This is a genomic window from Halorubrum sp. Atlit-28R, assembly GCF_003665955.1.
GTDB lineage: Archaea > Halobacteriota > Halobacteria > Halobacteriales > Haloferacaceae > Halorubrum > Halorubrum tropicale.
This window is the reverse complement of record NZ_QPLS01000008.1, coordinates 81,627-104,821: the sequence shown is the minus strand read 5'-3', so window position 1 is coordinate 104,821 and position 23,195 is coordinate 81,627. Positions and strand designations below refer to the sequence as shown.

Genomic DNA, 23,195 nt, shown 5'->3' with positions numbered 1-23,195 from the left:
CGATTCGATGGAATCCTGATGCCAGGCGGGTCCGAAAGGTAGCGTGAATTAAGATGCTCCTCCAAGTACAGCGAATCAGGGAGATGGGTCACGTCTATTATCACCATCCGGGCGACAATCAGTTCTCTCTTGATTTTGTCCACGAGGCTCCATCAGAGATCGTTGCCAGGATTGTCGAGTACGACGATGACGTGGCGGTGAAGGTTCGCAAGTACGATCTTGACAGCGAGTTCTTCGGTATCTATACCTCCCGCGTCGGTGGTGGGGACGTCGGCGATCTCGAATTCGATCTTGACGAGCCACTCTCAGAGATGGGTGCTGACAACGGTACTATCGTTGCCCGGCTCCTCGAGATCTATCAAGCGCTCATAGCCCAGAACGAGGAAGAAGAAGGAGTTCCTGTTGAAGCGTACAAGAACATCGACATCGATGCACTCCCAGGCGCGCTCAACCGGGTGTCGTGGGAGGGTAACGCGACTGATGTTGCAGGCCGTCTCGCCTCAAATCTCATTCTCAAACACGCGCTTCCGAATGCGAACCATCGGACTGCTGTTGCCCTGGTTCAGTTCTACCTCCGTCGGATTGCTCCCGATTTCTCGATGCCAGAGACCTCCGTGGAAATCGACTCAGAGACATACGACTGGCGGGAGTGGGTAAACGAATATATTAACGATTCAAAGCGTCTCTTGACGGTTCGTCGGAAGAATGTGCTCCTCAAACATCTCTCTGATTTCGGAGCGACAGCGCTTGAGCGGAAACACGAGGTCCAAATTGACCTGACGGCATACGAGCTGGATATGTATCCCGCAGAAGCGAAAACAGTCTACGCAACAGCGCACGAGGAGCTCTGGATCGAATTCGTCGAAGAGGCGGTTGAACGCACCGACAACCCCGAGCTGATGGAGGCCCCTGGGCTATCGAAGGCGGAGTTCGCAGAGAAAATTCGGACTCTCGAGTAAGCGGCGTGCGCTAGTCTTGGAGCGTCGCGACCGTGCGGCCGGTTTCTTCGGCCTCTTCGCTCCGTGACATCCCGTATGTTGCGAGAGCCTCCTCAACCGCGTCGTCCAGACTCATTGGTCAGGCAAATCTTGGCTCTGCCGACGGATAAAGTCTCGCACGATTTGGAATCCCGACAGAATTTGAGCGACAACCGGAGGACTCGTTTGAAGATCCTCTCCAAGTCGTCCTCAACGAGCGTTCGATGCTCAACCCCGACCACGTCGAAGGATATCCAGTCATCTCTCGGCGCGAGACGATAGAGTTCATGCGGAAGCATTATGCGACGTTTCAGTCAGCACTCGCTATGCTCGATCGCATGTACGACGATCTCGATCTCGACGTTTCCTACCGTGAGTCAGAAAGAGAATGCTCATGAGTTTCACAGCAGCAATTGAATATCGACCTCCTCCACGGTGAGGTTTAAATGATTGCCGTTGGTTTGACATCGACAGCGTTCCCGGGTTGCTATTTTTGAATAGTTTGCTATTCATACTCTTCAGCCCGTGACGAGCCGATATCTGATTAACCAACAAATCTAAGCCGATACGCGCTTTGTTGGTTAACACGAGGCGATTACTGATGTCCTACAAGCCACCGACGCCACCAACTGACCTCTCACCAGAGATGGTCGATACACTCAACAGCTACTCGCCTGAACAGCTCCGGTACGTCGCACACTACGCTGAGGCGTTGGCATCGCACAAGGCTCGTGGAGTCGACGTCGATGAAGAGTCCGATGATGCCGAAAGGGACGAGCAACCCGACGACTTCCCGGATGACGTCCCCTCGAAGGCCACGATTACAATCAAGGAGATCAACGACAACCGCTACTACTACTGGCAGTGGCGGGATGGCCAAAAAATCCGCTCTCAATATAAAGGGCCAGTCAACCCGAACGAATAGCCTCGGTATCTATTAGTGATCGTGGGGAATATTATTGGCGAAAGCTCAAATCATGCCCATTGATGTTGATTGTGACTTCTGTGGGGAGACGGTTTCAAAATCTCCCTCAGTAGTTGAACGTTCAGAACATCATTTCTGTGGTCGTGGGTGCTATGGGAACTGGCGTAGCGAACAACACGACAGCAGAATCGCTCTTGCATGTGACTACTGCGGGACCAGTGAGAGTGTTTCAACAGTACCTCCATCAAACACATCGATAGAGGGGTGTTGGTGGGATCTGGCCTTAGCGAACGCAGTGATATAGCTCCAGGGTAAGCAGTTGGAGATATTGATCACTCAAATCAACAGGAGTGGGAAGGGCCAATTATCGGCTGAAGCTTATCTCCCGAATATGTCTTTTTCAACTGCTCTAACAACGAATCACACATCGATAGAGGGGTGTATATCGGAAACAATGGAAAATAGCTAAACGCCCGTAGATGAGTTACTCAGTTATCAAGTGAGGCCTGATAACAAACTCCGAATACACATCGATAGAGGGGTGTCTATCAGATATAATGGAAAAGTCTCTTGACTGGGGTGCGGGAGCACGATAGCCGACACATCGAACACATCGATAGAGGGGTGTCTATCAGAAACAATGGAAAAGCCTCATAACCGGGTTGTGGGAGTGCGATAGCCGACACGACGAACACATCGATAGAGGGGTGTATATCGGAAATCATGGAAAAGTTTCATACCCGGGGCGAAGGGCTCCGATAACCAACACATAGAACACATCGATAGAGGGGTGTCTATCAGAAACAATGGAAAATGGGTATAAAACAGGGGACACCGGGGCCACAAAAGGCCACATCAATAACTGAAATGTTTACGTCTGGTTCCGGATCTGTGCTTTTACCACAGAGGTGACCTCCTCTTCAGAAATCGCCTCAATACGCGAATCTTCACGGAGTGTCTCGAGAATTGTCCCTGGACTTTCGCCAAACTGGAACTCAAGGAACATCCCCGAGCTAGGTCCATGGCTCCGTCGCTCGAAGTCGACCAGTGAGTACGTCGTGAGTTCTTTCATCTTATTGACGTACGTTTCTTGGTGGTACTGATCCGCGTCAATGGCGTCAGTCAGGTATTGATACACACGATAGCCGGTTGTACTCCTGGCGCTCCCGCCGTCAGTTTGGGACGCAACGGCCGCGGTTGCGTACAGACAGAGCTTCTTTTGTGTACTGATACCACGAACGACCTCTAACACCCGATTCTTCTCGACTTTCTCCTGTGCGGTACGGACGTGTTTTTCGCTAACGCGGTTGTCGCCTTCACGCTCAGCCAGCTCGCCGGCAACCCGCATGAGATCGATCGCCTTCCTCGCGTCACCATGCGTCTGTGCCGCGAATGCCGCTGCGAGTGGAATCACATCATCGTCGACGACGTCGTCATGGAACGCATCCTGACGCCGTCGAAGAATTGCTTGGAGTTGGTTTGCGTCGTAGTCGTCGAAATGGACATCTTCTGGGGTGAACGAACTGACAGCGCGACTCCCAACAGATTCCATCATTTTCGTGTCGTTTGAAATAGCAACGACGGAGATGTACGCGTCCAGTTCGTCGTTTGCCCCTGCCCGGGAGAGCTGATACAGGAGCCGTGAAAACGCAGGTTCTTGTTTGTCTCGCCGGCCAACGAGCATGTCCAGTTCATCGAGGACAAACACAACAGAGTCGAAGTGCTCGTTGACAATTCGGTAGAGCTCATCCCACTTCTCTTTCGTTGCCACGCCGTGTTTTGGCACCTCAACAGGGACACCTGCCGCATCAGCAGCCTGCTGAACGAGTTCATACACGGCGATACCAAGCGTGTCTAGATCCTGGCAGTTCACTTCAACAGTGCCAAACCGAATATCGCGGCTCTCACAGATATGGCTGATATTATGGCAAACTGCCTTCGTAATTAGCGATTTCCCTGTTCCAGACGGGCCGTAGAGGAACAGGTTTGGCGGTCGGTTATCCCCGAGCGCAACCCGAAGCATCTTGGTGACTTCCTGGAGTTGCTCATCACGGCCCACGATGCGGTCCTCTTCAACAACGTAATTCGGATCGAGTAGCTCTCGGTCCCGAATTAGCCCCTCCTGATCGTCAAACTCGAGGAGCATATCTTCGATCGACTGTGTTGACCCCTCGGAATCTGCTCCTTCGTCAGGCTGTGAATCACCGTTAGTGACGTGAGACGATGACGCCTGTCGCGATGACGCCGGCTGCGGCATACTCGACAGGTCAGCTTGAGCCGTCATCTCGTCCTCCGACGGTCCCGGATCCTCTGCGGGATCATCGGAGTCGTCAGTACCCATAGGCCAATTGATACGCGCCTGTATGAAAAAGGTTCCCCACCTCTATCGAAGTGTGATTAGCCGTTTGAAACCTGTAATACGCGGTTAACCGCATGATATCCGTGAGAATGGGTTAACTGGCCGTAGCCGATGACGATGTGTTTTGCAACACGCGGTCGAAGACACACACCCCTCTATCGATGTGTTCGAAGTCTTCACGGGGTGGGGGTGTGACGAGACCTTGTCTGAGCTAACCGGACGATACAGCCCTCGTATCGGCTTAGAACATAGAAGGGACGTTCTCGTTGTCTCATAATCACTCATTTTGAGTCGGTTCTTCTCTTCTCTTCTTTTAACAACACAAACACACACACACACACCCCTCTATCGATGTGTTCGATGTGTTTCGGCCAGCGACAATGTGTCGCCAGAACACCGACAGGAGTACACTCGGCTTGAACACGATCATCCAGGGATAGAGAGACGCTATCGACATTATTTGCGGAACACGAGGTTTGTAGCAGAGAATCAAGCTTCTTCGCCATTTGGCCTACTCAGTTAGAACACATCGATAGAGGGGTGTGTGTCTCATCGTGTCGAGCTCGTCGAAAGATGTCCGCCTTGCCGTCCGGTGAGGTGAAGACAGTCCCTCGTCTGGTCTTCTATTATCAGATCGAGCCGCTCATCTTAGACCGTGCGATTGAGTCAATACGAAATAAAACAACTCTGAACACCGCACAGTCGGCCAAGCGACCTGCGTTTCGTGGGGGTAGGGGTTTATTTATTACTACCATTGATACTCTTACATGTACGCATCAACGATCGGTGGCGGGGACGAGGAGCGGCAGCTCCCATGACCGAGCACCCGGTGTTACCGGCCGAGGAATCCGTGCTGACCACCGTCAACGAGGAGAATCTCTACAAGAAAAGTGGCAAGATTAAGAAAAAACACTACAAGCGAGAACTCGAGCGGCTTCAAGAAGAACTCGTCAGGCTCCAGATGTGGGTCAAAGAGCAGGGACTCCGGGTCGTCGTGCTCTTCGACGGTCGAGACGCGGCCGGTAAAGGCGGAACGATCCACCGAATCACTCGCCGGACGAGTTCCCGGGTGGTGAAAGTCGTCGCGCTCGGCAAGCCCACCGAACGAGAGCAGAGTCAGTGGTACTTCCAGCGCTACGTAGCGCACCTTCCGGCGGCCGGTGAGATGGTGCTGTTCGATCGGAGCTGGTACAACCGTGCGACTGTCGAGCGCGTGATGGACTTCTGTACCGACGAAGAGTACCAGGAGTTCCTCCGGTCAGCCCCCGAGTTCGAGCGGATGCTCATGCGCTCGGGGATCATTCTCATCAAGTACTGGTTCTCGATCAGCGATGAGGAACAGGAACGACGTTTCCAGAAGCGCAGTAACGACCCGAAACGCCGCTGGAAGCTCAGCCCGATCGACCTCGAAGCCAGAGAGCGGTGGGTCGAGTACTCGCGGGCAAAAGACGCGATGTTCACCCACACGGATACGAGTAACTCGCCGTGGCACGTGATCAACGCCGATATCAAGAAACATGCCCGGCTCAACTGTATCAGTCACCTCCTCTCACAGATCGAGTACGAGGACACCATGCCTGGGCCGACTGAGTTGCCGGACCGTCAGCAGGATCCCAACTACGAACGCCCGGCGATCGACGGCCAGAACTGGGTGCCTGCACTGTATGGGTCAAACCCATCGGCAGTCGACGTCGAACAGTCCTGATCGCGCGGGTCTCGTGTCGTGTGGTTGCTACTTTACGGAGAATCAAGGAGAAAGCCTCGCGCTTCAGCGCGGAGATGAATCCGACAATTCTCTACAGCAACCACGAACTTCTGGCCGGGTGTTTTAACTGAGTGGTCGTCGTATTAATAATTATCCGAGGCGGTCCATCCGCCCACTTAATCGGACAATATCGGGATTCCCGACCACACACACAGAAAGTACCCCTTTCTGTTGTAGTGTTCGGGTACAATAAGAAGTACCTCTGAATCCCATGCCGGGATAGGAGTAACGGCTGATTGGCACAGCCAGTAGCCGTCATCGGGACAGCTACAAATCATAAACACCCCAAACCAGCGGCGCGGGGCCGTGGGAATCTTCGCCCTTCAGGGCGGAGAGGATGTCAAACCCTCGCCCGATACAGGCGAAGTGTGTTCAGGCCACCTCTCGTTTCGATGCTCTGTGCCACGTGTTCAACATCGTATTGACTTCGGCTTGTAAGAGATTCCTCACCCGATATTGAGATCTCCAGTGCCAGTTCCGTCTTCGTCCCACTCCAACTCGAACTCGAGTTCTATCTCCGCTGATCCCCCAGACTTCGACGTTTCGCGTTCGACCTCGACCTCGAACTCGACGCGTCTCGGGGGAGTGAGTGTCACCGACTCGGTACCGGATTCGAGGGTGAATTCATCACCGGACTCCAAGTGGTCTGCGACCGTTCGAAGGTACTGTGCAACTTCACTTGTGTCCATGTTCCGTTCGAATTCGAACAGTGCTTCTTCGGCCATTCCTTAAGCTACGATGGACAGGGTATTGAGTGTGAGTATCTGTGTAACCCATGCCACAGTTGACGCATCTCTCTAAGCGCGGGAGGAGGTCGATGCTGGAGCAGGCTGGCTGTGCTTCCAGCGCCCATTCCGCTGCATTGACCTCCTCGCGCCTGAAGACGCGGGAATCCCACCACGGGATTTCAGGCCGAGCGTGGCCCTACGGTTTCAAGACGTATACGTTCCAAGCGTCCCTTGCTTGGTAGCATCGGCTTGGCTGTCTTGTGGGGCGGTCAAACGCCCCCCATCCTCAGCCGAGTCATCGTCGTTCTCGTGTTCTCTGAAACGACTCTCTCCGCTGAGGTAGCGGTCTGCTATGTTCACCGCTCCGTTCACGTCCGCTTGGTACTCACCCATCCAACACGCATCGTTCGTACACTTGAACGTCGCCTGTCGTGGGCGGTATCCTACCTCACCGCACGCATGGCAATCTTTCGAGGTGTTGCGCGGGTTCACCGTTTCGACAGGGATACCCTTCTCGACGGCCTTGTACCGTATCTGCGCGTGGAGTTTGGCGAATCCCCATCCGTGGAGACGCCGGTTCATGTACTCGCCGTAGTCCATCGACTCCCGTATGTACGTCAGGTCTTCCAGAACAAGAACGGGATTCTCGACGGACTCAGCGTACTCCACGACTTCGCGGGTGACCCGGTGGAACACGTCGTCGATCTGGTTCCACAGGTCGTCACCGAACGATTCAGCGATACGCTCGCTTCCGCGCGTCTGAAGTCGCCTCGTGGCGGTGAAGTAGGTCTTGCGTAGCCGACGAACGGTTTTGCCCTCGTCGGCCCACAGTTCGGGAGCGGTCGGGCAACCGTGGTCGTCGCGGTGACACACCGTGACGAGCGACGCTTCTCCAATATCGACACCGATGGGCGTCCGTTCTTCGGCGGACGCCTCGGAACCATCCTCTACGTCGCGGGTCACGGTGACGTGGAGATACCACGTTCCGTCCCGCTCAAATAGCCGACTCTCGCCCATCGTGGCGTCTCCCGCGTTCAACGCTTCCAACCAGTCCCGCTGTTCGGGATTCGGTTGTGCTGGCATCCAAAGGTGGTAGTCCTCGTGGTGCGGGATTTTGACGTACCATTCGATTGCGTTCTCGGGCTTGTGGTCGAGCCGTAACCCTTCGTTCGTGAAGCGAACAGGGTGGTCGTCGTGAAGTTCGCCCGCGCTGTAGGTCGTCGTGAGTTGCGGGACGTACTTCTTGAGCGCGTTCTTCGCGTACCCACTCAGGTCGTAGTTGACCACCACGTCGTTCGCTTCGGTCTGCGTGGTACATCGGGCGTCGAAGGCATCTTGGAGGGCGTGCTGGTACGCCTCTCGCGTCTCACGGAGTTTTCTCCGCTTGTGGGCGTTCGGCTCTACCAGTTTGAGTTCGAGCGTCTTCGTGAGTTCGATCACGAATCGCCCTCCTTGTGTTGCTGGATGTAGTTCTTGACTGTCTCACTCGAAACGTGCCCGGCAGTCCCTGCGTAGTATCCTCGCACCCATCCGATTTTCTCGCCGTCGTGGTCGGCGTATCGGTGGTTGTACTTGCGCGAGGAGATACCCTTGAACCAGTTGGCGAGGAGCGCCGGTTCGTTCTTGGGCGGACTACTGACGAACAGGTGAACGTGGTCGGGTTGTACGGTAAGGTCGAGAATTTCGACGCCTTTGTCGTCGGCTATTTCGTGGAGGATGGTCCGCACACGGTCTGCGACCTCGTTGACGAGTACCGAGTTGCGGTACTTCGGCAACCACACTATGTGATATTTGAGGTTGTAAGTCGCGTGCCGTGTGGTCTTCATCCGGTTGTACACTATAAGGCCACAAGATCTTAATACTGGCGGTGACTCGGTGGGAAATCCAGCGGTGGCGTCGTCGTTGGAAGTGTACGCTATTGTCCGCTTGACCCCCGCCTAAAGACGGGGGTATGCGCTCGTATCTCTATCAACCTCCTTGAACACCTCCGGGGTGCGGACTACGTCGACTACAAGAAACTGGAGTCACAGCCGGCCTGACTCCGAGATTGGTGCGCCGGGTTCGGTCGATTTCGTTACTCGTATCTCCGCCAGATACGCGCACTCGGAGTCGGGCTGGCCGCAGCCGGCATCGCAGGCTACGTCATCGAAGCGGTCGAGACTGGAGACGACGGAGACGAGAGCGTGGAAGAGGCAGACGACTCACTCTCGTCTCCCTGATCGACGCCAGCGTACGGCTGTGAATCCGTGGTGATGCAGGGTGCGAGATGAACTCCTCAATCGTCAGTGACACGAGGCGCGTCACGCCGGCCGACGAGGCCGTCCTCGTTCGCGCGTTCGGCGACGTCCGGTTGGAACACCCACGCGGTCAGGGCGACAATGGGCACCATCGAGATGGCGACGAGTGCGTAGCCGACATGGAGGTTCGGCAGCACCGGTGCGGCGTACACGAGCGGGTAGACGATGCCGCCGACTGTCCCGACCCCGCCCACCACGCCGGCGACGGCGCCAGAGCTGTTCGGGAACATCGCCGGCACCTGCGCGAAGATCGCTCCCTCGGCGAACGCACAGGCCATCCCGACGAGAAAGCCGACGCCAACGGCGAGCAGGATCGTCCCACGTAGCCCTGCAAGCGTCATCGCGAGCATCGTGCAGACGACAAGACACAGCGAGAAGAACGTCCACTGCTCCCGGTAGCGACCGGTGAACACCGGGAGGATGTTCCGTTCTGCCCGCGCCAGTCGGTCACTGACGTAGCCGCCGATGGGGCGGAGTAGGCCAGCCGCAATGGAGAAGGTCGCCGCGAACGTCGATGCGATCACAAGATTTTGCGTGTCGAATCCCTCCCGGTAGTAGGTCGCCAGCCAGCCGTTCATCGACAGTTCGAGCCCGAACGTCATAACGTAGGCGAGCGCCAGCACGACAGTGCCGTATCGCGTGGCAGTGAAAATCCACTCTCGGAGCGTCGCTCCCTGCTTCGTCGCCCTCCGTTTCTCGGTTGACCGAGCCGCCTCGCCGAAGACGTAGTAGACGCCCGCAAGGAAGATCGAGACGACGCCAGTGTAGAAGAACGCCGCCCGCCAGTTTGCACTGAACAGCGGGCCGTTCCAGCCGGCGGTGAACACGCGGGGCAAAACCAGTGCACCTGCTGCGGCCCCGGCGTTCCCGATACCTGCGTAGACCCCTTCTGCGGTACCGAGCTCCGACTCGGCGAACCACTCGGAAACGTGCTGGATGCCGATAACGAACGTGATGCCGGCCGTTGCGACGATCAGTCGCGTGCCGAAGAACACCGCGTACGACGCTGCGAACGCACTCCAAATCGAGAAGACGCCGACGTACGCGAGGACGATCGCGAACACGACCGGTGCACCGAACCTGTCCGAAAGCCAGCCAGTCAGGATTCGACCGAACGGCGCCAACCAGATTGCTGCACTCGCTAATACGCCGATTTCGGTGACCGTGAGGCCGAACTCCTCGGCTATCGGTCCGGTGAACGGTGCGAAGGAGAACCAGATGAGAAACGAGAAATTGAACCCGACAGTCGCCAGCAAGAGGGTCCGGTACTTCGTCATCCGTATCGGACTCTTCACTGCTGGTCACCCCCTGCCGCGCTGCGGTCAGATGGACCTGCTGGCCGTCGACGCCGTGCCGTCGCACATTCGCTAGTCGGGTCGACCGCATCGACCTGTCGCGTCGTCTCTCGTTCGATACGTCTCGTCGTTCGGTCCCGTTCGATGTCCGACATCGTGTGTGCAACGCCGTGCGTGTGCGGTTCGGTTTCGGTGGCGACACCCCTACAATCGGAATGCGAGTACCTTCTCCAGTACAGGACTGTCTGAAGTGCTAGCGAGACTAAAACCGGACGGAACTGCGACCAGTGTGTCGGCCACCTCCAGTCACGTCCCGCTGTCCGGTCACTTCTCCGACTCGTCGGCGCCAGTCTCACGTGGGTCCCGGCGCTCGCTCCGACACGTGTGTGTCCGTCCAGCCAGCCAGACGACATTCGGCTCGCTTCTCTGCGTCGGAGACGGTAACGTGTCCGTCTGGCGAGAGACAACCTGACGGTCGAATCGGTGGCTCGGAGCGTCTCACGACGACCGTGAGCTGTCGTCCGCACGGGACTCGAGCGGCGAGACAGCGACGGCACATTGTTTGAGGTTCGGCTCGGCCGACTCGGGATCGACAACCGGGAGCGTGAGTTTGTTCACCGCCGGATGGTGGATCGGAAGCCAGACCATCCCCGGCGGGATGGCGTCGTCTCGCTCGACTCGGCTCTCGACAGCCCCCCGGCGTGATTCGACCACTGCCCGATTCGACTCAAGCGACGGGACGTGTGCCCGGATCGTCTTCGGGTGGATCCGTGCGACCGGGGGGTCGGCCTCGTCCGCTCGGGTTCGCACGCCGGTGTTGTACGCGTCGGCCCGGCGGGCAGTCGTGAGGGTGAGGGGGTATGACTCGTCTGTCGGTTCTGCGAGGTCGTCGTGTGTTCCTCTCGAGAAGTGTGCCAGATTCGATGGCGTCGGAAACGACCAGTCCCCGTCGGTCAGGTAGCGGTAGCCCCCCTGTGTCTCTCCATCCGGCGCCGGCCACCGGACGGCCCCGTCGGTGTCCAGACGCTCGTAGGTGATACCAGACAGGTCGGCAGACGTCCCGGCCGTCAGCGCTGCCAGTTCTGTGAAGACCGCCTCGGGATCTGGAGTCGTGTGCTCGAAGAGTGACAGCCCCATCCGATTGGCAATCTGTGCGATGATACTGATGTCCTGTCGGGCGGCCCCCGGCGGCGCCGTCGCTGCCCGAACCCGTGAAACAGTCCGCTCCATGTTCGTGACAGTCCCCTCTGACTCTCCCCACGTCGCCGCTGGGAGGACGACGTCGGCGAGGTCGGTCGTCTCGGTCCGGAAGGCATCTTGCACGACGAGAAACGTGTCCTTGAGCGCCGCCCGGACGACCGACGCGTCCGGCATCCCGGCGACGGGGTTCGTGGCGACCGTCCAGCAGGCGTCGACCGGCCCGTGCCGGAGTGCGTCGACAACGCCGACCGGACCGGGTCCGGGGTCGGCCGGCAGATGGGCGGCCGTGACGCCCCACGTCTCCGCGACCGCGTCACGGTGGTCGGAGTCCTCGAACGGACGGTGTCCGGGCCAGGTGCCCTTCGCGGAGCAGACGCGCGCGCCCATCGAGTTCGCCTGCCCCGTCAGCGAGAACGGACCGCTCCCCGGCCCGAGGTTGCCCGTCGCGAGACAGAGGTCGATCAACGCTCGCGCCGTCGCGGTCCCCTGGACGTTCTGGTTGACGCCCATTCCCCAGTAGACGAGCGTCGGGTCGGCGAACGCCTCGGCCAGAGCCGCGACCGTCTCGACAGTCACGCCGGCGGTGTCAGCGGCCGCCCTCACCGACGGGAGGCGCGCCGCCAGCGCGTCGAAGCCGGTCGTCACTCGCCCGACGAACTCCTCGTCCACGGCGTCGGCCTCGACGAGAGCCGCTAGGACGGCCCGCGCGAGGGCCAAGTCCGTCCCTGGCTCGGGCCGCACGTGTCGGTCAGCGTCCTCAGCCGTCTCGCTGTCGACTGGGTCGACGACGATGAGCCGACTGTCCGGGTCGGTGGCGCTCTCCGCGATCCACCGGTACAGGACCGGGTGGGCGACAGCCGGATTCGCTCCCCAGATCAGGTGTGTACGCGCCGCTGGGATGTCGTCGTACGTCGGTGGCGGCGCATCACTCCCGAACGTCTGGTGGTAGGCCGTGACCGCCGAGGCCATGCAGAGCGTCGTATTCGCGTCGTAGTAGCGCGTTCTGAAACCACCGCGGGCGAGCTTGCCGAGGGCGTACGCCGCCTCGTTCGTCTGTTGGCCGCTACCGAGCACGGCCACGCCGTCGCGGCTCGCCCGCAGTGCGGTTTCGAAGCGTTCGGCTATGATGTCCAGCACGGTGTCCCAGTCGGTGGCGACGAGGTCACCGCCCTCGCGGACAAGCGGGCGCGTCACGCGCTCGCCACCCGAGACCGTCTCGTCGATTCCACGCCGGCAGGCTTGGCCCCGTGTGACGGGATGTGTGGGGTCGCCGCGGACAGCGACGAGGCCGCGGTCGTCCTCGCCGTGCTGCTGAAGACCGCAACCGACCGCACACCGGAGACAGGTCGTCGTCGTCCACTCGCTCATCCGTCCGGATCACCCTCCGCCATCGCCACGACAGTAGCCACAGGACGGGGTCCGCACCGCGGTCGACGTCGCATACTGGGCACACTATCCTTCGTAGGTCGTGCGTCCTGAACCCGTCGAAAGCCGTCAGGATCGCGCGTCGTCAGACGATCTCCGCGACCGCCTCCCGGAGACTCAGCCCCTCCCCGACGATGTCCCGGCGGTAGTGCATGTACACCGCGCCGAGCGGCCGCTGGAGGATGTACGCCAGCGCGATGGGGAGGACGGCCTCGGCAGGCACCGACCCGGCCGCGACGACGATGGCCACCGCGATGGAGAGGTTGCGCATGCTCGTCGCGTACACCAGCGCGATGCCGCGCTCGGTGTCGAGCAGCGCCCGCCCGAGTCCCGCGCCGACTGCGAGGAGAACGGCGTAGAAGAACACGAGCGGGACGATAGTGCTGGCAGAGGCGACGGGGTCCGCGAGGATACTCTGTGAGCGCATCGTCATCGCGCTGAAGACGATGAACATCACGCCAACGGAGCTCAGGCCGCCGAACGTCGGCTTGAGTCGCTTGAACCCGTCGGAGCCGTACTGTCGGAGCAGCACGCGGCGCGTGAGGTTCCCGGCGACCATCGGGAGCACGACGACCTGTGCCAGCTGGTGGTACAGCGCCGTCGGGTGCAACGCGACCGAGGCAGGCACGAGCATCGAGAGGTACGCCGGCAGGATGGCGACGGCCGCAAGCAGGTTCACGTCCATCGCGACCAGCGCGGCCTCAAGGTCGCCGTCGGCGAGCCCGGTCCACGCGGCGGTCATCCTCGGGAGGTCGTGTTCGACCGCTTCAACCCCGACGTGGTGACGGTCCTGTTCGTCTACGACCCGGGAGAGGCGGGCTACGAGGCACCCGACCCCTTCGGCACGGACACAGAACTCACAGAACTGGCCGCTGAACGCGCCGAGGAGGTGTTCACGTCTTTCGAGGTGCCCAGAGCGTCGGACACGACGGTTCGGACGGTCCACGAGGTCGGTCACCCCGCCCGGACCGTCGTTGACCACGGAGCCCGCGACGACGTGGACCACGTCGTCGTCGGGAGCCACGGCCGTGAGGGCGTCTCGCGTCTCCTGCTCGGGAGCATCGCGGAAAAAATAGTTCGTCGGTCGTCCGTTCCCGTGACCGTCGTCCGGTGACGGAGTCGTCGGCTTATCGACTGTCGACCCCCCGTCACTTGTGCCGTTGACCCCGCGATTGTGGGTCCGCCCGGGGTGTCGTCGCCGAAGCGATGGACGCCTTACTCCTCTCGAAGGGTGGCCGCTACGAGGTACAGTCTGCGTCCGGGAACCGGTACGAAGTCGACGTTATCGACGAATCGTGTACCTGTCCCGACTGGCAGCAGCGCTCACCCGAGGGCGGCTGCAAGCACCTGCGCCGCGTCGATCACGAGATCAAACGGGGCCGCGTTCCCCGCCCAGACAGCCGGCTCCCAACGACCCCATGGTAGATCACCATCCTCTCCGCCGGAATCGTTCTTCTGGTACTGAGTAGTGTGGCGGCACACTAGGCTTTTCACGGCCCGTCACATATCGGGAGACATGAGCAGCGACAGAATTGACGCCGAAAGCAAGGTGTCTGGCAATCAGGCGAACATTCCGGCCCGGATCCGGCGTGAACTCGATATCGACGATGGCGATCAGCTCCGTTGGCATCTCGAAGACGATGGGAGCATTCGGGTCCAAGTGGTCCAACAGCAAACGGGCACGTTCGCCGACTTCGACGGCTACGCTGGTGAGGAGTCGACCGATGTAACGAGCGAGCATGACGCCTGGGGCGTCGACGTCGAGTAAATGCCTCGTGCACTCATCGATACGACAGTCCTCTTTGCCGCCGCATACCGGCGGGATAGTTCCCACGATGCCGCGCTTCCCGTGCTCCAGGGCATCGACAATGGAACACTTCCGGAGGCTGTCGTGCTCGACTACGTACTCGCTGAAACGCTCAACGGCCTCACGACCCACGCCGGCCACGACGCAGCCGTCGATCTCCTCGATCGCATCGAAGAAAACGCCCGCTTCCACATCGACTCACTCACCACCGACGCCCTCGCGACAGGGAAGGCCCTCTTTCGCCAACACGAACCCCTCTCGTTCGTCGACGCCTGCATTGTCGCGTATATGCAAACCGAGGGGCTCGGTTACCTGTATGCGTTTGACGACGATTTTGACGCTGTCGAGGATGTCTACCGACTCGATACAGCAACGAATCCCTACGATCCAAACTGACGCCGGCTGACGCTACAGCTGGTGACGAGGTTCTGTCTCAGGATAGTGGCACCCCATAGTCAGCCGCCAGCTCCTGGAACTCGTCTCACGCCGGGAGCTGCTCGTCATCGACCTCGCCGTGCGTCTCGAGGTAACGGAGCAGGGTGTCGATTTCGTCTTCGAGGCCATACTTCGCCGCCTGCGCTCGGAGGTCCGCCTCGTCGACGTCGACGTGGCTGAGCAGGAGGAGACAATACGAGCGGTGGCGGCTGCCGTCGTCGATCAGTAGTGTGTGACAGCAAAGTTCTGCCGGCGAGACTGCGTCGAGGTCCTCGGAGTAGACGTAGTAGCGATGGCCGGTGAGCAGGAACTGGAGGTTGAAAGCTGCGAACCGAGCAAGGCCGGTTTCGTGGAACCCCTCTGCGTCGATCTCCGTCTCTGCCTGCGCGAGGAATTCGTCGTAGTCCTCCCAGAGAATCGTCCCCTTCGGGGCAGCGGCTTCGAGGCGCTGTCGATGTAGATGATGTGCGAGTTCCCGGGCGAACTCGTGGAGACGGTCGAAGTCGGCGTTGAACTCGTAGTGGCCGTCGGCTGTCCCGACGAGACCCCGGTCGCGAAACCGCTTGAGGACTCGGTTGACCGTGTTGCGGTAGTTGTCGCTCCGGTCAGCGATTTCGGAGACAGTTCGCGGCTGGTCGAGGTAGTACAGCACCTCGAGTGCCTTGCCGGTCAGCAGCTCGGGGAACTCGATGTGGGAGTGCTGGCGGACGAGGTCCTGATAGAGCTCGACGGCGCGAGCATCCGACGGGACGACGCGTTTTCGACGGCCGTCGCGTTCCGTGTAGACGAGTCCCTTCTCGACGAGGTCGGCGACGGCACGGGAGAGGTAGCTCTCGCTGTGGTCGAGCTTCGTCGCGAGTTCGGAGATCGTGTCGCCGCGGTCAACCGTGGCGAGGACCTCAAGTTCGATACGCCGGAGCACGGTGTAACACAGTACGAAATTATTTTATAAAGAAGTTTCAAGTAGCGTTACAGCCAGCGAGTACGGGAGCCGTCCCCACCGTCTTAACCAACAAAACCACGGATTCGCAGCCGCTGTTGGTTAAGACTTGTCAGCAGATCCAACTACGAGGACACCGTCTGTGGAGGCGACATTCGGGCCAACGAACTGGTCCGTCGCGACGGTGACTGGTGCGTTCGTCTGGTTGTCAACCGAACTGTAGCCGTTCGAGACAAGTCCGACGATACAGTATACGGTGCGGCACCGTAGGCGCTGTCCTTGGCAAGCGCGCCGAACCGAGCGTTCAGTTCGGGGTGCGGTCGGTCGTCAGTGACCGGGAAACGCGATCGTCGCTGTCGTCCCATCCTCATTGTCGATCTCGAACGCAGCCTCCGAGTATCGGACCACGCGATCCACAATCCACAACCCCGCTCCGCTCCCATGTTCCAGCGCGGACTCACCGTGCTGATCGATCACGTCAAGCTCATACGGATCGATTCCGGGACCGTTATCACTGATCTCGATTCGCACATCCTCGTCACTCCGGCGGACGGCAACCTCGACCACGGGGGCGTCGCTGTCGTTGTGTTCGAATCCGTTCCGGATGAGGTGAGCGAGCGCGGCTTCCAGCTCTGGGTGAGCCGTCACCGTCGCCGCGTCGCAGACATCGACTTCGAGTTCGCCGTCCGGGAACTCTCCGTCGACGGTCGATGCGGCGGACCGGACCTCCTGCTCAAGCGCGACGGTAGTGATCTCGTCCCGACTGTTTACGACCTTACGCATCTCCTTGGCGTGCTTCGAGGTCTTCTCTAGGTCGCGGCAATTCTCCAAGACTCGCTTCGCGTACCCGCGTATCGGCTCCTCAGCCTTCGCCTCTATCTGAGACGTGTACCCCATTATCGCGGTGAGCTTGTTCCGGACGTTGTGTCTGAGGATCCTTGCGATCACCTGATTGAGGAGGTCGATGTCCCGGCGACTGTCAATCACCTCGGTGATCGCTTCAAGATTTGTCCCGAGAGAGTCGAGTATCTCGGCGTCGAGCTCGCTGAAGCTCTCGGCGTACGCCGAGCCGGCGATCAGCACCCCGAAGTCACCGATCGGAACGATCACCTCCTCCTCGATGGGCGTCTCCGGATTGTAGGCGTCCGGGTCCGTGGCGACATCGGCGGCGACGAGCGTAGTGTCGTTTTCGAACGACTGCCACGCGAGGCTGTCTCCATTCAAGAATGACGGCAAGTCTCCGAGCAGGCGTTTGGAGTGGTCGGTCGCCGCAACCGGTTCAAGCCGTTGTTGCGCGGGGCGATGCTTCCAGATGCCCATCAGCGGCATGTTCAGTGCCTCGGGGATGTCTGTGAGGACGGATTCGACCATCTCCTCGTGAGAGCGTTCCCGAAGCGCGCGACGGGCCGTCTCTTGGGTCGTCCGGAGACCCTCTTCGCTCAACTGCCTGTCGAGTCCGATCGCCGTGAGCTGGCTCAGCACCTGTAGAAAGTACACGTCCTCGTCGTCGAAGCTGTTCCGCTCGGGAGCCGAGGTCACGACGACGCCGTGGCTGCCGATGGGGACGATGAGCACGCTTCCGACAGGAGTCTCCTCGTTTGGAAGGCGTCCGTCGAACGCGGCGATGTCATCGATCCGGATCAGCTCTTCTCGCTCGTACGCCTCCCAGACTACGGAGTCCCTGTCGGTATAGGTTATCGATCCCTCGCTCAGCCGCTCTCGAACCGCCGCGCTCGTGACTATCGGTTCGAGTGCTCCCGAGTCCCGGTCGTACAAGTGAACGCCGACGCTCGAGTGTCCAAGAACAGATTCTACGGTCCGAACGACCGTCTGGCAGATCCGATGACGAGAGCCCTCTGTGAGGATATCCTGTGCGGCAACGTAGAGTTCCTGTAGCGTCAGTTCGCGCTCGCGTTGGTCGGTAATATCGACGTACACACCGAAGTACTCGGTCCGCTCAGTCGCAGTCACCGGAACGGCCGTAAAGAGGAAGTACCCGACCCCATCAGCTGTTTCTCGCTGCACCTCCTGCCGAAACGGTTCTCCCGTCTCGAGCGTCTTGACGAGCGAGTCGGTCTCTACGGGCTGATCCTCGGGCGTAATCAGTTCGTTGAGACTTTGCCCGCGGAGTGAGTCGTTGGGATATCCGAACGTCGATCTGAATGCGTCGTTTGCGCGATGAATCCGCTCTGTTCCGTCTTCTGTGACGACAACCTCGACGGTCGGTTCAGCGGCCGCGGCGAAGATGGCTTCGAAGCGGTCGCGTTGCCTGCGTAGCGCTCGCTCCCTTCGGTTCGACCGACATGCCTGTGCCAACCGACTATTCAACGGGTCCAACGCTGAGACGGTTTCAACGTCGAGCGATCCCCCTTGTTTGCCGAGGATCATGACGCCAAACCCTGGGAGGTCGAAGAGATAGTACATGCCTGAGCCGTCGACCGTGCCGGTAGCGGGCAGGGAGTCGGCGAACCGCCGAACTGTCGTCGACTTCGACGCCACGGCTGCGGACTCGGCCGTCCGGTCGGTTCCCCCCGAGACGCCGCTCCGAGCGCCGGCAGCGATCTCTACGAGGTGTTCTCGGGCGCTGCGGAACAGCTTGTTCCGAATCGGGTTCGCGGGGATAGATGTCACGAGTGTCGGTTCCGCCCCGTCCGACGACGCGGAGATTTCGAATACACCGCCGACGGAACAGTTCAGTTTCTGAAGATACGCGGCGAGCGCTTGGTCAGCTGTCTCTTCGATGCTCCCACGGGTCTCGATGGCGAGCGAAATCTCGTAGAGGGTCTGGACGCGCCGCTGTCGCGAAGTCATACCTCCTCTGCCGCGCCGACGACCGCGGTCTTGTTGTAGTAGTCGAGGTGTCCGTAACCGTCGTTGGCGATTTCGCCGATCGTGAGGGCGCCGATCATCGGCGTGTCGTCCGTCTTGACGGCGGAGAGTTCGCGCTCGAACTTGTCTTCGAGGTACAGCACCCGTGAAATACAATCAAAGAAAAACAGCCCTTCTACGGGCGCATCTGACTCCCACGCCTCCGTCTTTGCGCGACGTGCAGCGTCGATTAGTGACTCCGGTTCCCCCTCAAGGACGTGAACGAATTCGCCTTCGGGTACCGCCCCGAAGCAGTCGAGACCGCCCTCTTCGGTCACCTCGAAGGGGTCGCGAACGATTTGCTCTCCGTCCATCCGAGCGATTCCGAAGGGGTACGCCTTCGCCGTCTCGAAGAAGTCATCGGCCGTGAGTTCGCTCTCAGCATGTTCGTCCACGGCGGATTTATACACCGAAAACGCCGGCTGGCCGTCTAGACTGTGTAGTGTGCCCCCGTCCGAGTCGGTCACCCGGAACGGACCAGCAATTTCGTGCCACCCGTGCTCGACGCCGAGGGTTACCGGTGACTCCACCGCAGCCATCACGGCGCCATCCCCGATGATCCCCTCGTTAGTGAACAAACAAGGGCGCTGTTCCGCTTCGAGCGTGCCGGCCCCACCGCCGATAAAGTTGAGCTCAACGCTGTACGTTCTGAACAGCGATTCGATGAACTCCTCGATGTTCGTTGCGTACGCGTCCACAAATACGAACGCCGTCTCGTACCCGTCGAGCGGAAGGTCGGCGTCCAAGACTGATGTGTAGTCCGGGTCCGCGCCGCTCAGCCCGCGGATCGTCGTCACATGTGGTTCCGATGAGAGTCCGCAGATGACCGCTCCGCTCTCCTTATTCTCACCGTCGTGAATTACTTCGGGGAAGACGCCACCGAAGACGCTCACGTCGAGTTCCCGAAGGAACGGGTTGAGCCACTCGTCGAGCCCGTCGTCCGGAGCGGCACACAGCAGGATCCCCTCGACACCGTCTCGCGACGCCACCTCATGCACCGCCACGCGTATCGATTCGGGCGTGTCAGCGTACCTGTAATTCATGCCCCAATTTCCCCCATGACCCCAGACGCACCGAGGGGGCGGCATGTCGGTTGCACGTTGTACTTCCCCAGAATCCGGGTCACAACTGTCTGGCGTTTAGTCGCGAACTCAACGACATAGTCGAAATGTGCCGAAGCGAGGCAGTGGTCCTTATCATTCGAACTCGCGGGCAGCACGTGGACGAGACTGCCGACGCCTCGGTCACGCCACGGTCCAATGAGCTCGTGACGGAACCAAGCGAGCGATATCTTATCCTGGTACAAGCGACGTTGGGTCAACATCTTGGTTGTGAAGTGTTTTGTCAGTTCGTGATCGCGATTTGGTCGTCGCCCACCGTGCGGCGATGCCGGTAGGTCTCGTCAGGAATTTTGTGCCCTTCGGCGTGTTCTCTACGTACTGCTGAAGTGGCGATTCTGTGTCTGTCAGACACGTAAATCGTTATTACGCGACCTTCTACTTAATCGCTCTCGCCAAGTTATCGCTTTTGAGAAGTCTCTCCGCTGTTGAACCCGACGACGCGGCTAGGGTCACTGGCTGACATAACAGGTTCACTCTTTTGTAGGAGAGTGTCGATACAATCGTCGGTAGCTGAATGGGAACACGAATCGACTTTCTAAGCACTTTTACCGTGGACTGCCACTTCCAGTCGTTCACACAAGCTGCTTAATGTGGCCGCTTCGCCGACGCGTCGGCGATCGTCTGAAACTGCGTCGGGTCTTGAAGCAGATCTCCGCCCATGTCGGCGATCGCCGACTGGTCGATGTATTTGACGTTGTCGCCGTACACCGCTAGCACGGGTTCGTGTTTGAACTCACCAATTGGGCGAGGCGTGGTACACTCTATTGCGACGTGCGTTCCTCCCGGGAGGGTGGGCGCGTCGGCGTACGCCGCCGGGAGGTCGTCCCTGTGAACGCCCGCCAGCATATGACCGGGAAGAATCACCATCGCGGTCCGGTAGCCGAACGCCGGTTGGGAAAGTATCCCAACCAGCAGATACGTGAGGTCCTCGCAGTCACCGCAGCCATCGACGAGCGTCTCCTCAACGGTTCGGATGTAGTCCGGCGCTCCCATCGATTCCGCATCCGTCGCGTATCTGAGTGAGTGTACGAGTCCGATCGCCCCGTCGAGAAGGACCGACTCAGGGAGCGACCGCCGAGTACACTTGTCCGTTGCGGTCGCGTTGAGGAGCGCCCCCGTGAGCTGCTCGGCGTGAGCACTCGTCTTCGCCGCTTCGAAGCCGCTTACTCTGGTGGGGCTTGGATCTGCGACATCCGTGGCGAGTGAATAGAGAGGGGCAGAATTCGAGAGGGTTCTGGTGTACCGCCCATCTCCCAGTGTTTATGCTAAATGAAGCTAAATGACTGGATGGAAGGAGAGTCACACGCTCCTCCTTCCCCTCTAATGACCGACAGCCCGCCGCCACTTGGACACTGTCCAAGCTGCGAACGCGAGATCTCAGCTGCGTGGAAGCTCATCGAGTACGACCAAGCAGACGGGGACACAGGCATCTTCGCGGAGTGCCCGTCCTGTGAGAAGGTTGTAAAGCCGGAGTAGAAAGGATCACAGCGCACTACGCAGTTGGGTACGCCTGAAAGGAGTAGTCGATCGCGATACCGCCATACGGGAGGGTCAGGTTTGGGAGGCCCACTTGACGCAAGACGACACCTGCGTTCACCAAGACGTCAAGATCAAGCGGCACGAACGCACCTGAGAGTGGCTTTCGCTCAAAACCTCTCATTATCGTCGGTGGATCATTTACGCGTTGAGACCATAGAATGCGGTATGGCGACAATCGACGCAGACAAAATGATGGTCATCGCCGGGGTGCTACTCAGCACCCTCGCGTTCATGGACATTTACAAGACGTGGAAAAAGACACGACGAACCGAGCGCACTGAGGACGAACCCGACGTGACAGCGAGGGCCGGAGAACAAAACCAGAATTCACCGGCGTCAGAAGGATGAATGGGCTGGGGCAAACATCTTTACGGCTATAGTTTCAATTCAATATATGGTTGATACAGACGATGCGGTGGCTGATGTCGCAGAGGATATCGACGCCGATGGACTAGGTACTGCGGTGATCGCGTCGATTGGCTCCGTTGCGCTGGCCCTGTACTTCTACTACGTCCGCGGGGACAAGCAACGTGGACAGTTTGTTGGCCTCTGGCCTACGACGATCCTCGCCGTGGCATCCTACTTCAAACTCGAAGAGATCCGCCAGAAGCTGGACGAGCTGGACGCTTAATTTCTTCGTCGTCCAGAAGTCGAGATCTCAGCTTTGTACCTACTATGATTAACAGTAATTAAAGGCGTCGAGACGATCAAGTGAAAGTAGAGGATCTGTTGAAATCCTCAGCTGCTGATAGTTTGGAGAGGCTATGCTGAATAGAGAGCTCGAGTCGGTCAGGTGGGTAGCAAACGTGTCCGCTGACACCGGGCCGCTCACGAGTCGGAACAGTCAGTGACCGCTGAGCAGACGGCGACGCTGGGACGCCCACCCTGCGACCGCTCCGAGGGGGACGAGCAAGGCACCGACCAGCGGGCTCCACGCAGTAGCGACGGTTCAGGTAACGTCGACAGCAGTCCACAACGGTTCCGGATAGAGTTGGACTGCGTACTGTAACCCCTGCCCGGTAACGACACTGAGGAGGAGCGGAAACAGTAGTACGTACACTCCTGCCAGTGTCGGGACGAGTGTCACGATGCCGAGGCCCATCGCACTACCCACGAACGCTCCCTGTTTCGGAGTCGACACCCGAGACGCGACTCGTCGCCACACGACAGCGCCTAGGACGAACCCTGAGACAAACGCGAACTGAGGCGCGTATCCGACCCAGTACTGCGCGTCTGGCGACAGGCGCAATGGAGCCACCATCGCCACGAGCAGATAGAGGAGAGAGGCGGCGAGTGCCACCGCCGCCGCGACGACCCCGGCACCCATATCCCGCCACCACGTCACCGAGCATTGCTGCCACGTGATCATACGGCTTTGGACGCTGCGTGGGAATATAACTAAGCGCAACCGGTCGGTGACAACTGTATCCTTTGTCTCTCGCACATCGACACTGACAGTCACCGAGTAGCTTTCCGAGACCTTGTTGAACACACAGCACTTGCAGCGGGCCCGG

At 59.4% G+C, this 23,195-nt stretch carries 19 protein-coding genes and 3 pseudogenes; 10 read left to right on the top strand and 12 right to left on the bottom strand.

Going from position 1 to position 23,195, the window contains the following annotated elements; genetic code table 11:
• Window positions 1-53: 53 nt before the first annotated feature.
• From DVK06_RS12995 to DVK06_RS12990, 3 genes and pseudogenes are all read left to right on the top strand, one after another.
• Window positions 54-959, top strand: coding sequence for a hypothetical protein (locus DVK06_RS12995; RefSeq protein WP_233561719.1), 906 nt, complete (start codon window positions 54-56; stop codon window positions 957-959).
• 161 nt (window positions 960-1,120) lie between these two features.
• A pseudogene (locus DVK06_RS19685) lies at window positions 1,121-1,375 on the top strand (RNA polymerase subunit sigma-70); the annotation flags it as partial.
• A gap of 203 nt (window positions 1,376-1,578) precedes the next feature.
• Window positions 1,579-1,902, top strand: a complete 324-nt coding sequence (locus DVK06_RS12990; protein ID WP_121600567.1) for a hypothetical protein — start codon at window positions 1,579-1,581, stop codon at window positions 1,900-1,902.
• Window positions 1,903-2,773: 871 nt separating this feature from the next.
• Here the strand turns inward: DVK06_RS12990 and DVK06_RS12980 are convergent.
• A complete protein-coding gene (locus DVK06_RS12980) occupies window positions 2,774-4,243 on the bottom strand; it encodes an orc1/cdc6 family replication initiation protein (protein WP_369333404.1) in 1,470 nt (489 codons plus the stop codon).
• Window positions 4,244-5,075: 832 nt separating this feature from the next.
• On the opposite strand from DVK06_RS12980, the gene ppk2 reads away from it, so the two are divergent.
• The gene (gene ppk2, locus DVK06_RS12975; RefSeq protein WP_121600566.1) at window positions 5,076-5,966 is read left to right on the top strand and encodes a polyphosphate kinase 2; all 891 of its coding nucleotides are present in this window, start codon (window positions 5,076-5,078) and stop codon (window positions 5,964-5,966) included.
• Between the two features lie 506 nt (window positions 5,967-6,472).
• Here ppk2 and DVK06_RS12970 read toward each other — a convergent pair.
• From DVK06_RS12970 to DVK06_RS12945, 6 genes and pseudogenes are all read right to left on the bottom strand, one after another.
• Window positions 6,473-6,751, bottom strand: coding sequence for an amphi-Trp domain-containing protein (locus DVK06_RS12970; protein ID WP_121600565.1), 279 nt, complete (start codon window positions 6,749-6,751; stop codon window positions 6,473-6,475).
• A 207-nt stretch (window positions 6,752-6,958) separates the two neighbouring features.
• Window positions 6,959-8,194 (bottom strand): RNA-guided endonuclease TnpB family protein, encoded by a 1,236-nt coding sequence (locus DVK06_RS12965; RefSeq protein ID WP_121600564.1) that lies wholly within the window; start codon window positions 8,192-8,194, stop codon window positions 6,959-6,961.
• Window positions 8,191-8,580, bottom strand: a complete 390-nt coding sequence (gene tnpA / locus DVK06_RS12960; RefSeq protein WP_121600563.1) for an IS200/IS605 family transposase — start codon at window positions 8,578-8,580, stop codon at window positions 8,191-8,193. Before tnpA ends, DVK06_RS12965 begins: the two co-directional genes overlap by 4 nt.
• Window positions 8,581-9,029: 449 nt before the next feature.
• Complete coding sequence (locus tag DVK06_RS12955) at window positions 9,030-10,328, bottom strand: MFS transporter (protein WP_121600562.1); 1,299 nt, start codon at window positions 10,326-10,328, stop codon at window positions 9,030-9,032.
• A 516-nt stretch (window positions 10,329-10,844) separates the two neighbouring features.
• Complete coding sequence (gene nasA, locus DVK06_RS12950; protein WP_121600561.1) at window positions 10,845-12,914, bottom strand: assimilatory nitrate reductase NasA; 2,070 nt, start codon at window positions 12,912-12,914, stop codon at window positions 10,845-10,847.
• Between the two features lie 142 nt (window positions 12,915-13,056).
• Window positions 13,057-13,713: pseudogene (locus DVK06_RS12945) on the bottom strand (arsenic resistance protein); the annotation flags it as partial.
• 12 nt (window positions 13,714-13,725) lie between these two features.
• Here DVK06_RS12945 and DVK06_RS12940 point away from each other — a divergent pair.
• The 4 genes and pseudogenes from DVK06_RS12940 (at window position 13,726) to DVK06_RS12925 (ending at window position 15,174) form a co-directional block, all read left to right on the top strand.
• Window positions 13,726-14,085: a universal stress protein gene (locus DVK06_RS12940; RefSeq protein ID WP_121600560.1), complete on the top strand. Its 360-nt coding sequence runs from the start codon at window positions 13,726-13,728 to the stop codon at window positions 14,083-14,085.
• 80 nt (window positions 14,086-14,165) lie between these two features.
• Window positions 14,166-14,396 (top strand): annotated as a pseudogene (locus tag DVK06_RS19320) (hypothetical protein); the annotation flags it as partial.
• Window positions 14,397-14,487: 91 nt separating this feature from the next.
• On the top strand, window positions 14,488-14,739 hold the full coding sequence (locus DVK06_RS12930; protein ID WP_053772389.1) for an AbrB/MazE/SpoVT family DNA-binding domain-containing protein: 252 nt from the start codon (window positions 14,488-14,490) through the stop codon (window positions 14,737-14,739).
• Window positions 14,740-15,174, top strand: a complete 435-nt coding sequence (locus DVK06_RS12925) for a PIN domain-containing protein (RefSeq protein WP_121600559.1) — start codon at window positions 14,740-14,742, stop codon at window positions 15,172-15,174.
• Window positions 15,175-15,259: 85 nt separating this feature from the next.
• On the opposite strand, the gene DVK06_RS12920 is transcribed toward DVK06_RS12925, so the two are convergent.
• From DVK06_RS12920 to DVK06_RS12905, 4 genes are all read right to left on the bottom strand, one after another.
• Window positions 15,260-16,135, bottom strand: a complete 876-nt coding sequence (locus DVK06_RS12920) for a MarR family transcriptional regulator (RefSeq protein WP_121600558.1) — start codon at window positions 16,133-16,135, stop codon at window positions 15,260-15,262.
• 345 nt (window positions 16,136-16,480) lie between these two features.
• A complete protein-coding gene (locus tag DVK06_RS12915) occupies window positions 16,481-18,964 on the bottom strand; it encodes a GAF domain-containing protein (protein WP_121600557.1) in 2,484 nt (827 codons plus the stop codon).
• Window positions 18,961-20,064, bottom strand: coding sequence for an FIST signal transduction protein (locus DVK06_RS12910; RefSeq protein ID WP_158600087.1), 1,104 nt, complete (start codon window positions 20,062-20,064; stop codon window positions 18,961-18,963). The genes DVK06_RS12915 and DVK06_RS12910 overlap by 4 nt, the downstream gene beginning before the upstream one ends.
• Before the next feature lie 663 nt (window positions 20,065-20,727).
• Window positions 20,728-21,135, bottom strand: coding sequence for a hypothetical protein (locus tag DVK06_RS12905; protein WP_233561717.1), 408 nt, complete (start codon window positions 21,133-21,135; stop codon window positions 20,728-20,730).
• Window positions 21,136-21,846: 711 nt separating this feature from the next.
• On the opposite strand from DVK06_RS12905, the gene DVK06_RS12895 reads away from it, so the two are divergent.
• Window positions 21,847-22,029: a hypothetical protein gene (locus DVK06_RS12895; RefSeq protein WP_121600555.1), complete on the top strand. Its 183-nt coding sequence runs from the start codon at window positions 21,847-21,849 to the stop codon at window positions 22,027-22,029.
• Between the two features lie 46 nt (window positions 22,030-22,075).
• The gene (locus DVK06_RS12890) at window positions 22,076-22,312 is read left to right on the top strand and encodes a hypothetical protein (protein ID WP_121600554.1); all 237 of its coding nucleotides are present in this window, start codon (window positions 22,076-22,078) and stop codon (window positions 22,310-22,312) included.
• 318 nt (window positions 22,313-22,630) lie between these two features.
• Here DVK06_RS12890 and DVK06_RS12885 read toward each other — a convergent pair whose 3' ends face one another.
• Window positions 22,631-23,050, bottom strand: coding sequence for a hypothetical protein (locus DVK06_RS12885; RefSeq protein WP_233561715.1), 420 nt, complete (start codon window positions 23,048-23,050; stop codon window positions 22,631-22,633).
• Between the last annotated feature and the right edge of the window lie 145 nt (window positions 23,051-23,195).

Coding starts and splice junctions, on each gene's coding strand:
- DVK06_RS12995 (WP_233561719.1), top strand. CDS start 54: ATGCTCCTCCAAGTACAGCGAATCAGGGAGATGGGTCACGTCTATTAT.
- DVK06_RS12990 (WP_121600567.1), top strand. CDS start 1,579: ATGTCCTACAAGCCACCGACGCCACCAACTGACCTCTCACCAGAGATG.
- DVK06_RS12980 (WP_369333404.1), bottom strand. CDS start 4,243: ATGGGTACTGACGACTCCGATGATCCCGCAGAGGATCCGGGACCGTCG.
- ppk2 (WP_121600566.1), top strand. CDS start 5,076: ATGACCGAGCACCCGGTGTTACCGGCCGAGGAATCCGTGCTGACCACC.
- DVK06_RS12970 (WP_121600565.1), bottom strand. CDS start 6,751: ATGGCCGAAGAAGCACTGTTCGAATTCGAACGGAACATGGACACAAGT.
- tnpA (WP_121600563.1), bottom strand. CDS start 8,580: ATGAAGACCACACGGCACGCGACTTACAACCTCAAATATCACATAGTG.
- DVK06_RS12955 (WP_121600562.1), bottom strand. CDS start 10,328: ATGACGAAGTACCGGACCCTCTTGCTGGCGACTGTCGGGTTCAATTTC.
- nasA (WP_121600561.1), bottom strand. CDS start 12,914: ATGAGCGAGTGGACGACGACGACCTGTCTCCGGTGTGCGGTCGGTTGC.
- DVK06_RS12930 (WP_053772389.1), top strand. CDS start 14,488: ATGAGCAGCGACAGAATTGACGCCGAAAGCAAGGTGTCTGGCAATCAG.
- DVK06_RS12925 (WP_121600559.1), top strand. CDS start 14,740: ATGCCTCGTGCACTCATCGATACGACAGTCCTCTTTGCCGCCGCATAC.
- DVK06_RS12915 (WP_121600557.1), bottom strand. CDS start 18,964: ATGACTTCGCGACAGCGGCGCGTCCAGACCCTCTACGAGATTTCGCTC.
- DVK06_RS12910 (WP_158600087.1), bottom strand. CDS start 20,064: ATGAATTACAGGTACGCTGACACGCCCGAATCGATACGCGTGGCGGTG.
- DVK06_RS12905 (WP_233561717.1), bottom strand. CDS start 21,135: ATGGGAGCGCCGGACTACATCCGAACCGTTGAGGAGACGCTCGTCGAT.
- DVK06_RS12895 (WP_121600555.1), top strand. CDS start 21,847: ATGGCGACAATCGACGCAGACAAAATGATGGTCATCGCCGGGGTGCTA.
- DVK06_RS12890 (WP_121600554.1), top strand. CDS start 22,076: ATGGTTGATACAGACGATGCGGTGGCTGATGTCGCAGAGGATATCGAC.
- DVK06_RS12885 (WP_233561715.1), bottom strand. CDS start 23,050: ATGATCACGTGGCAGCAATGCTCGGTGACGTGGTGGCGGGATATGGGT.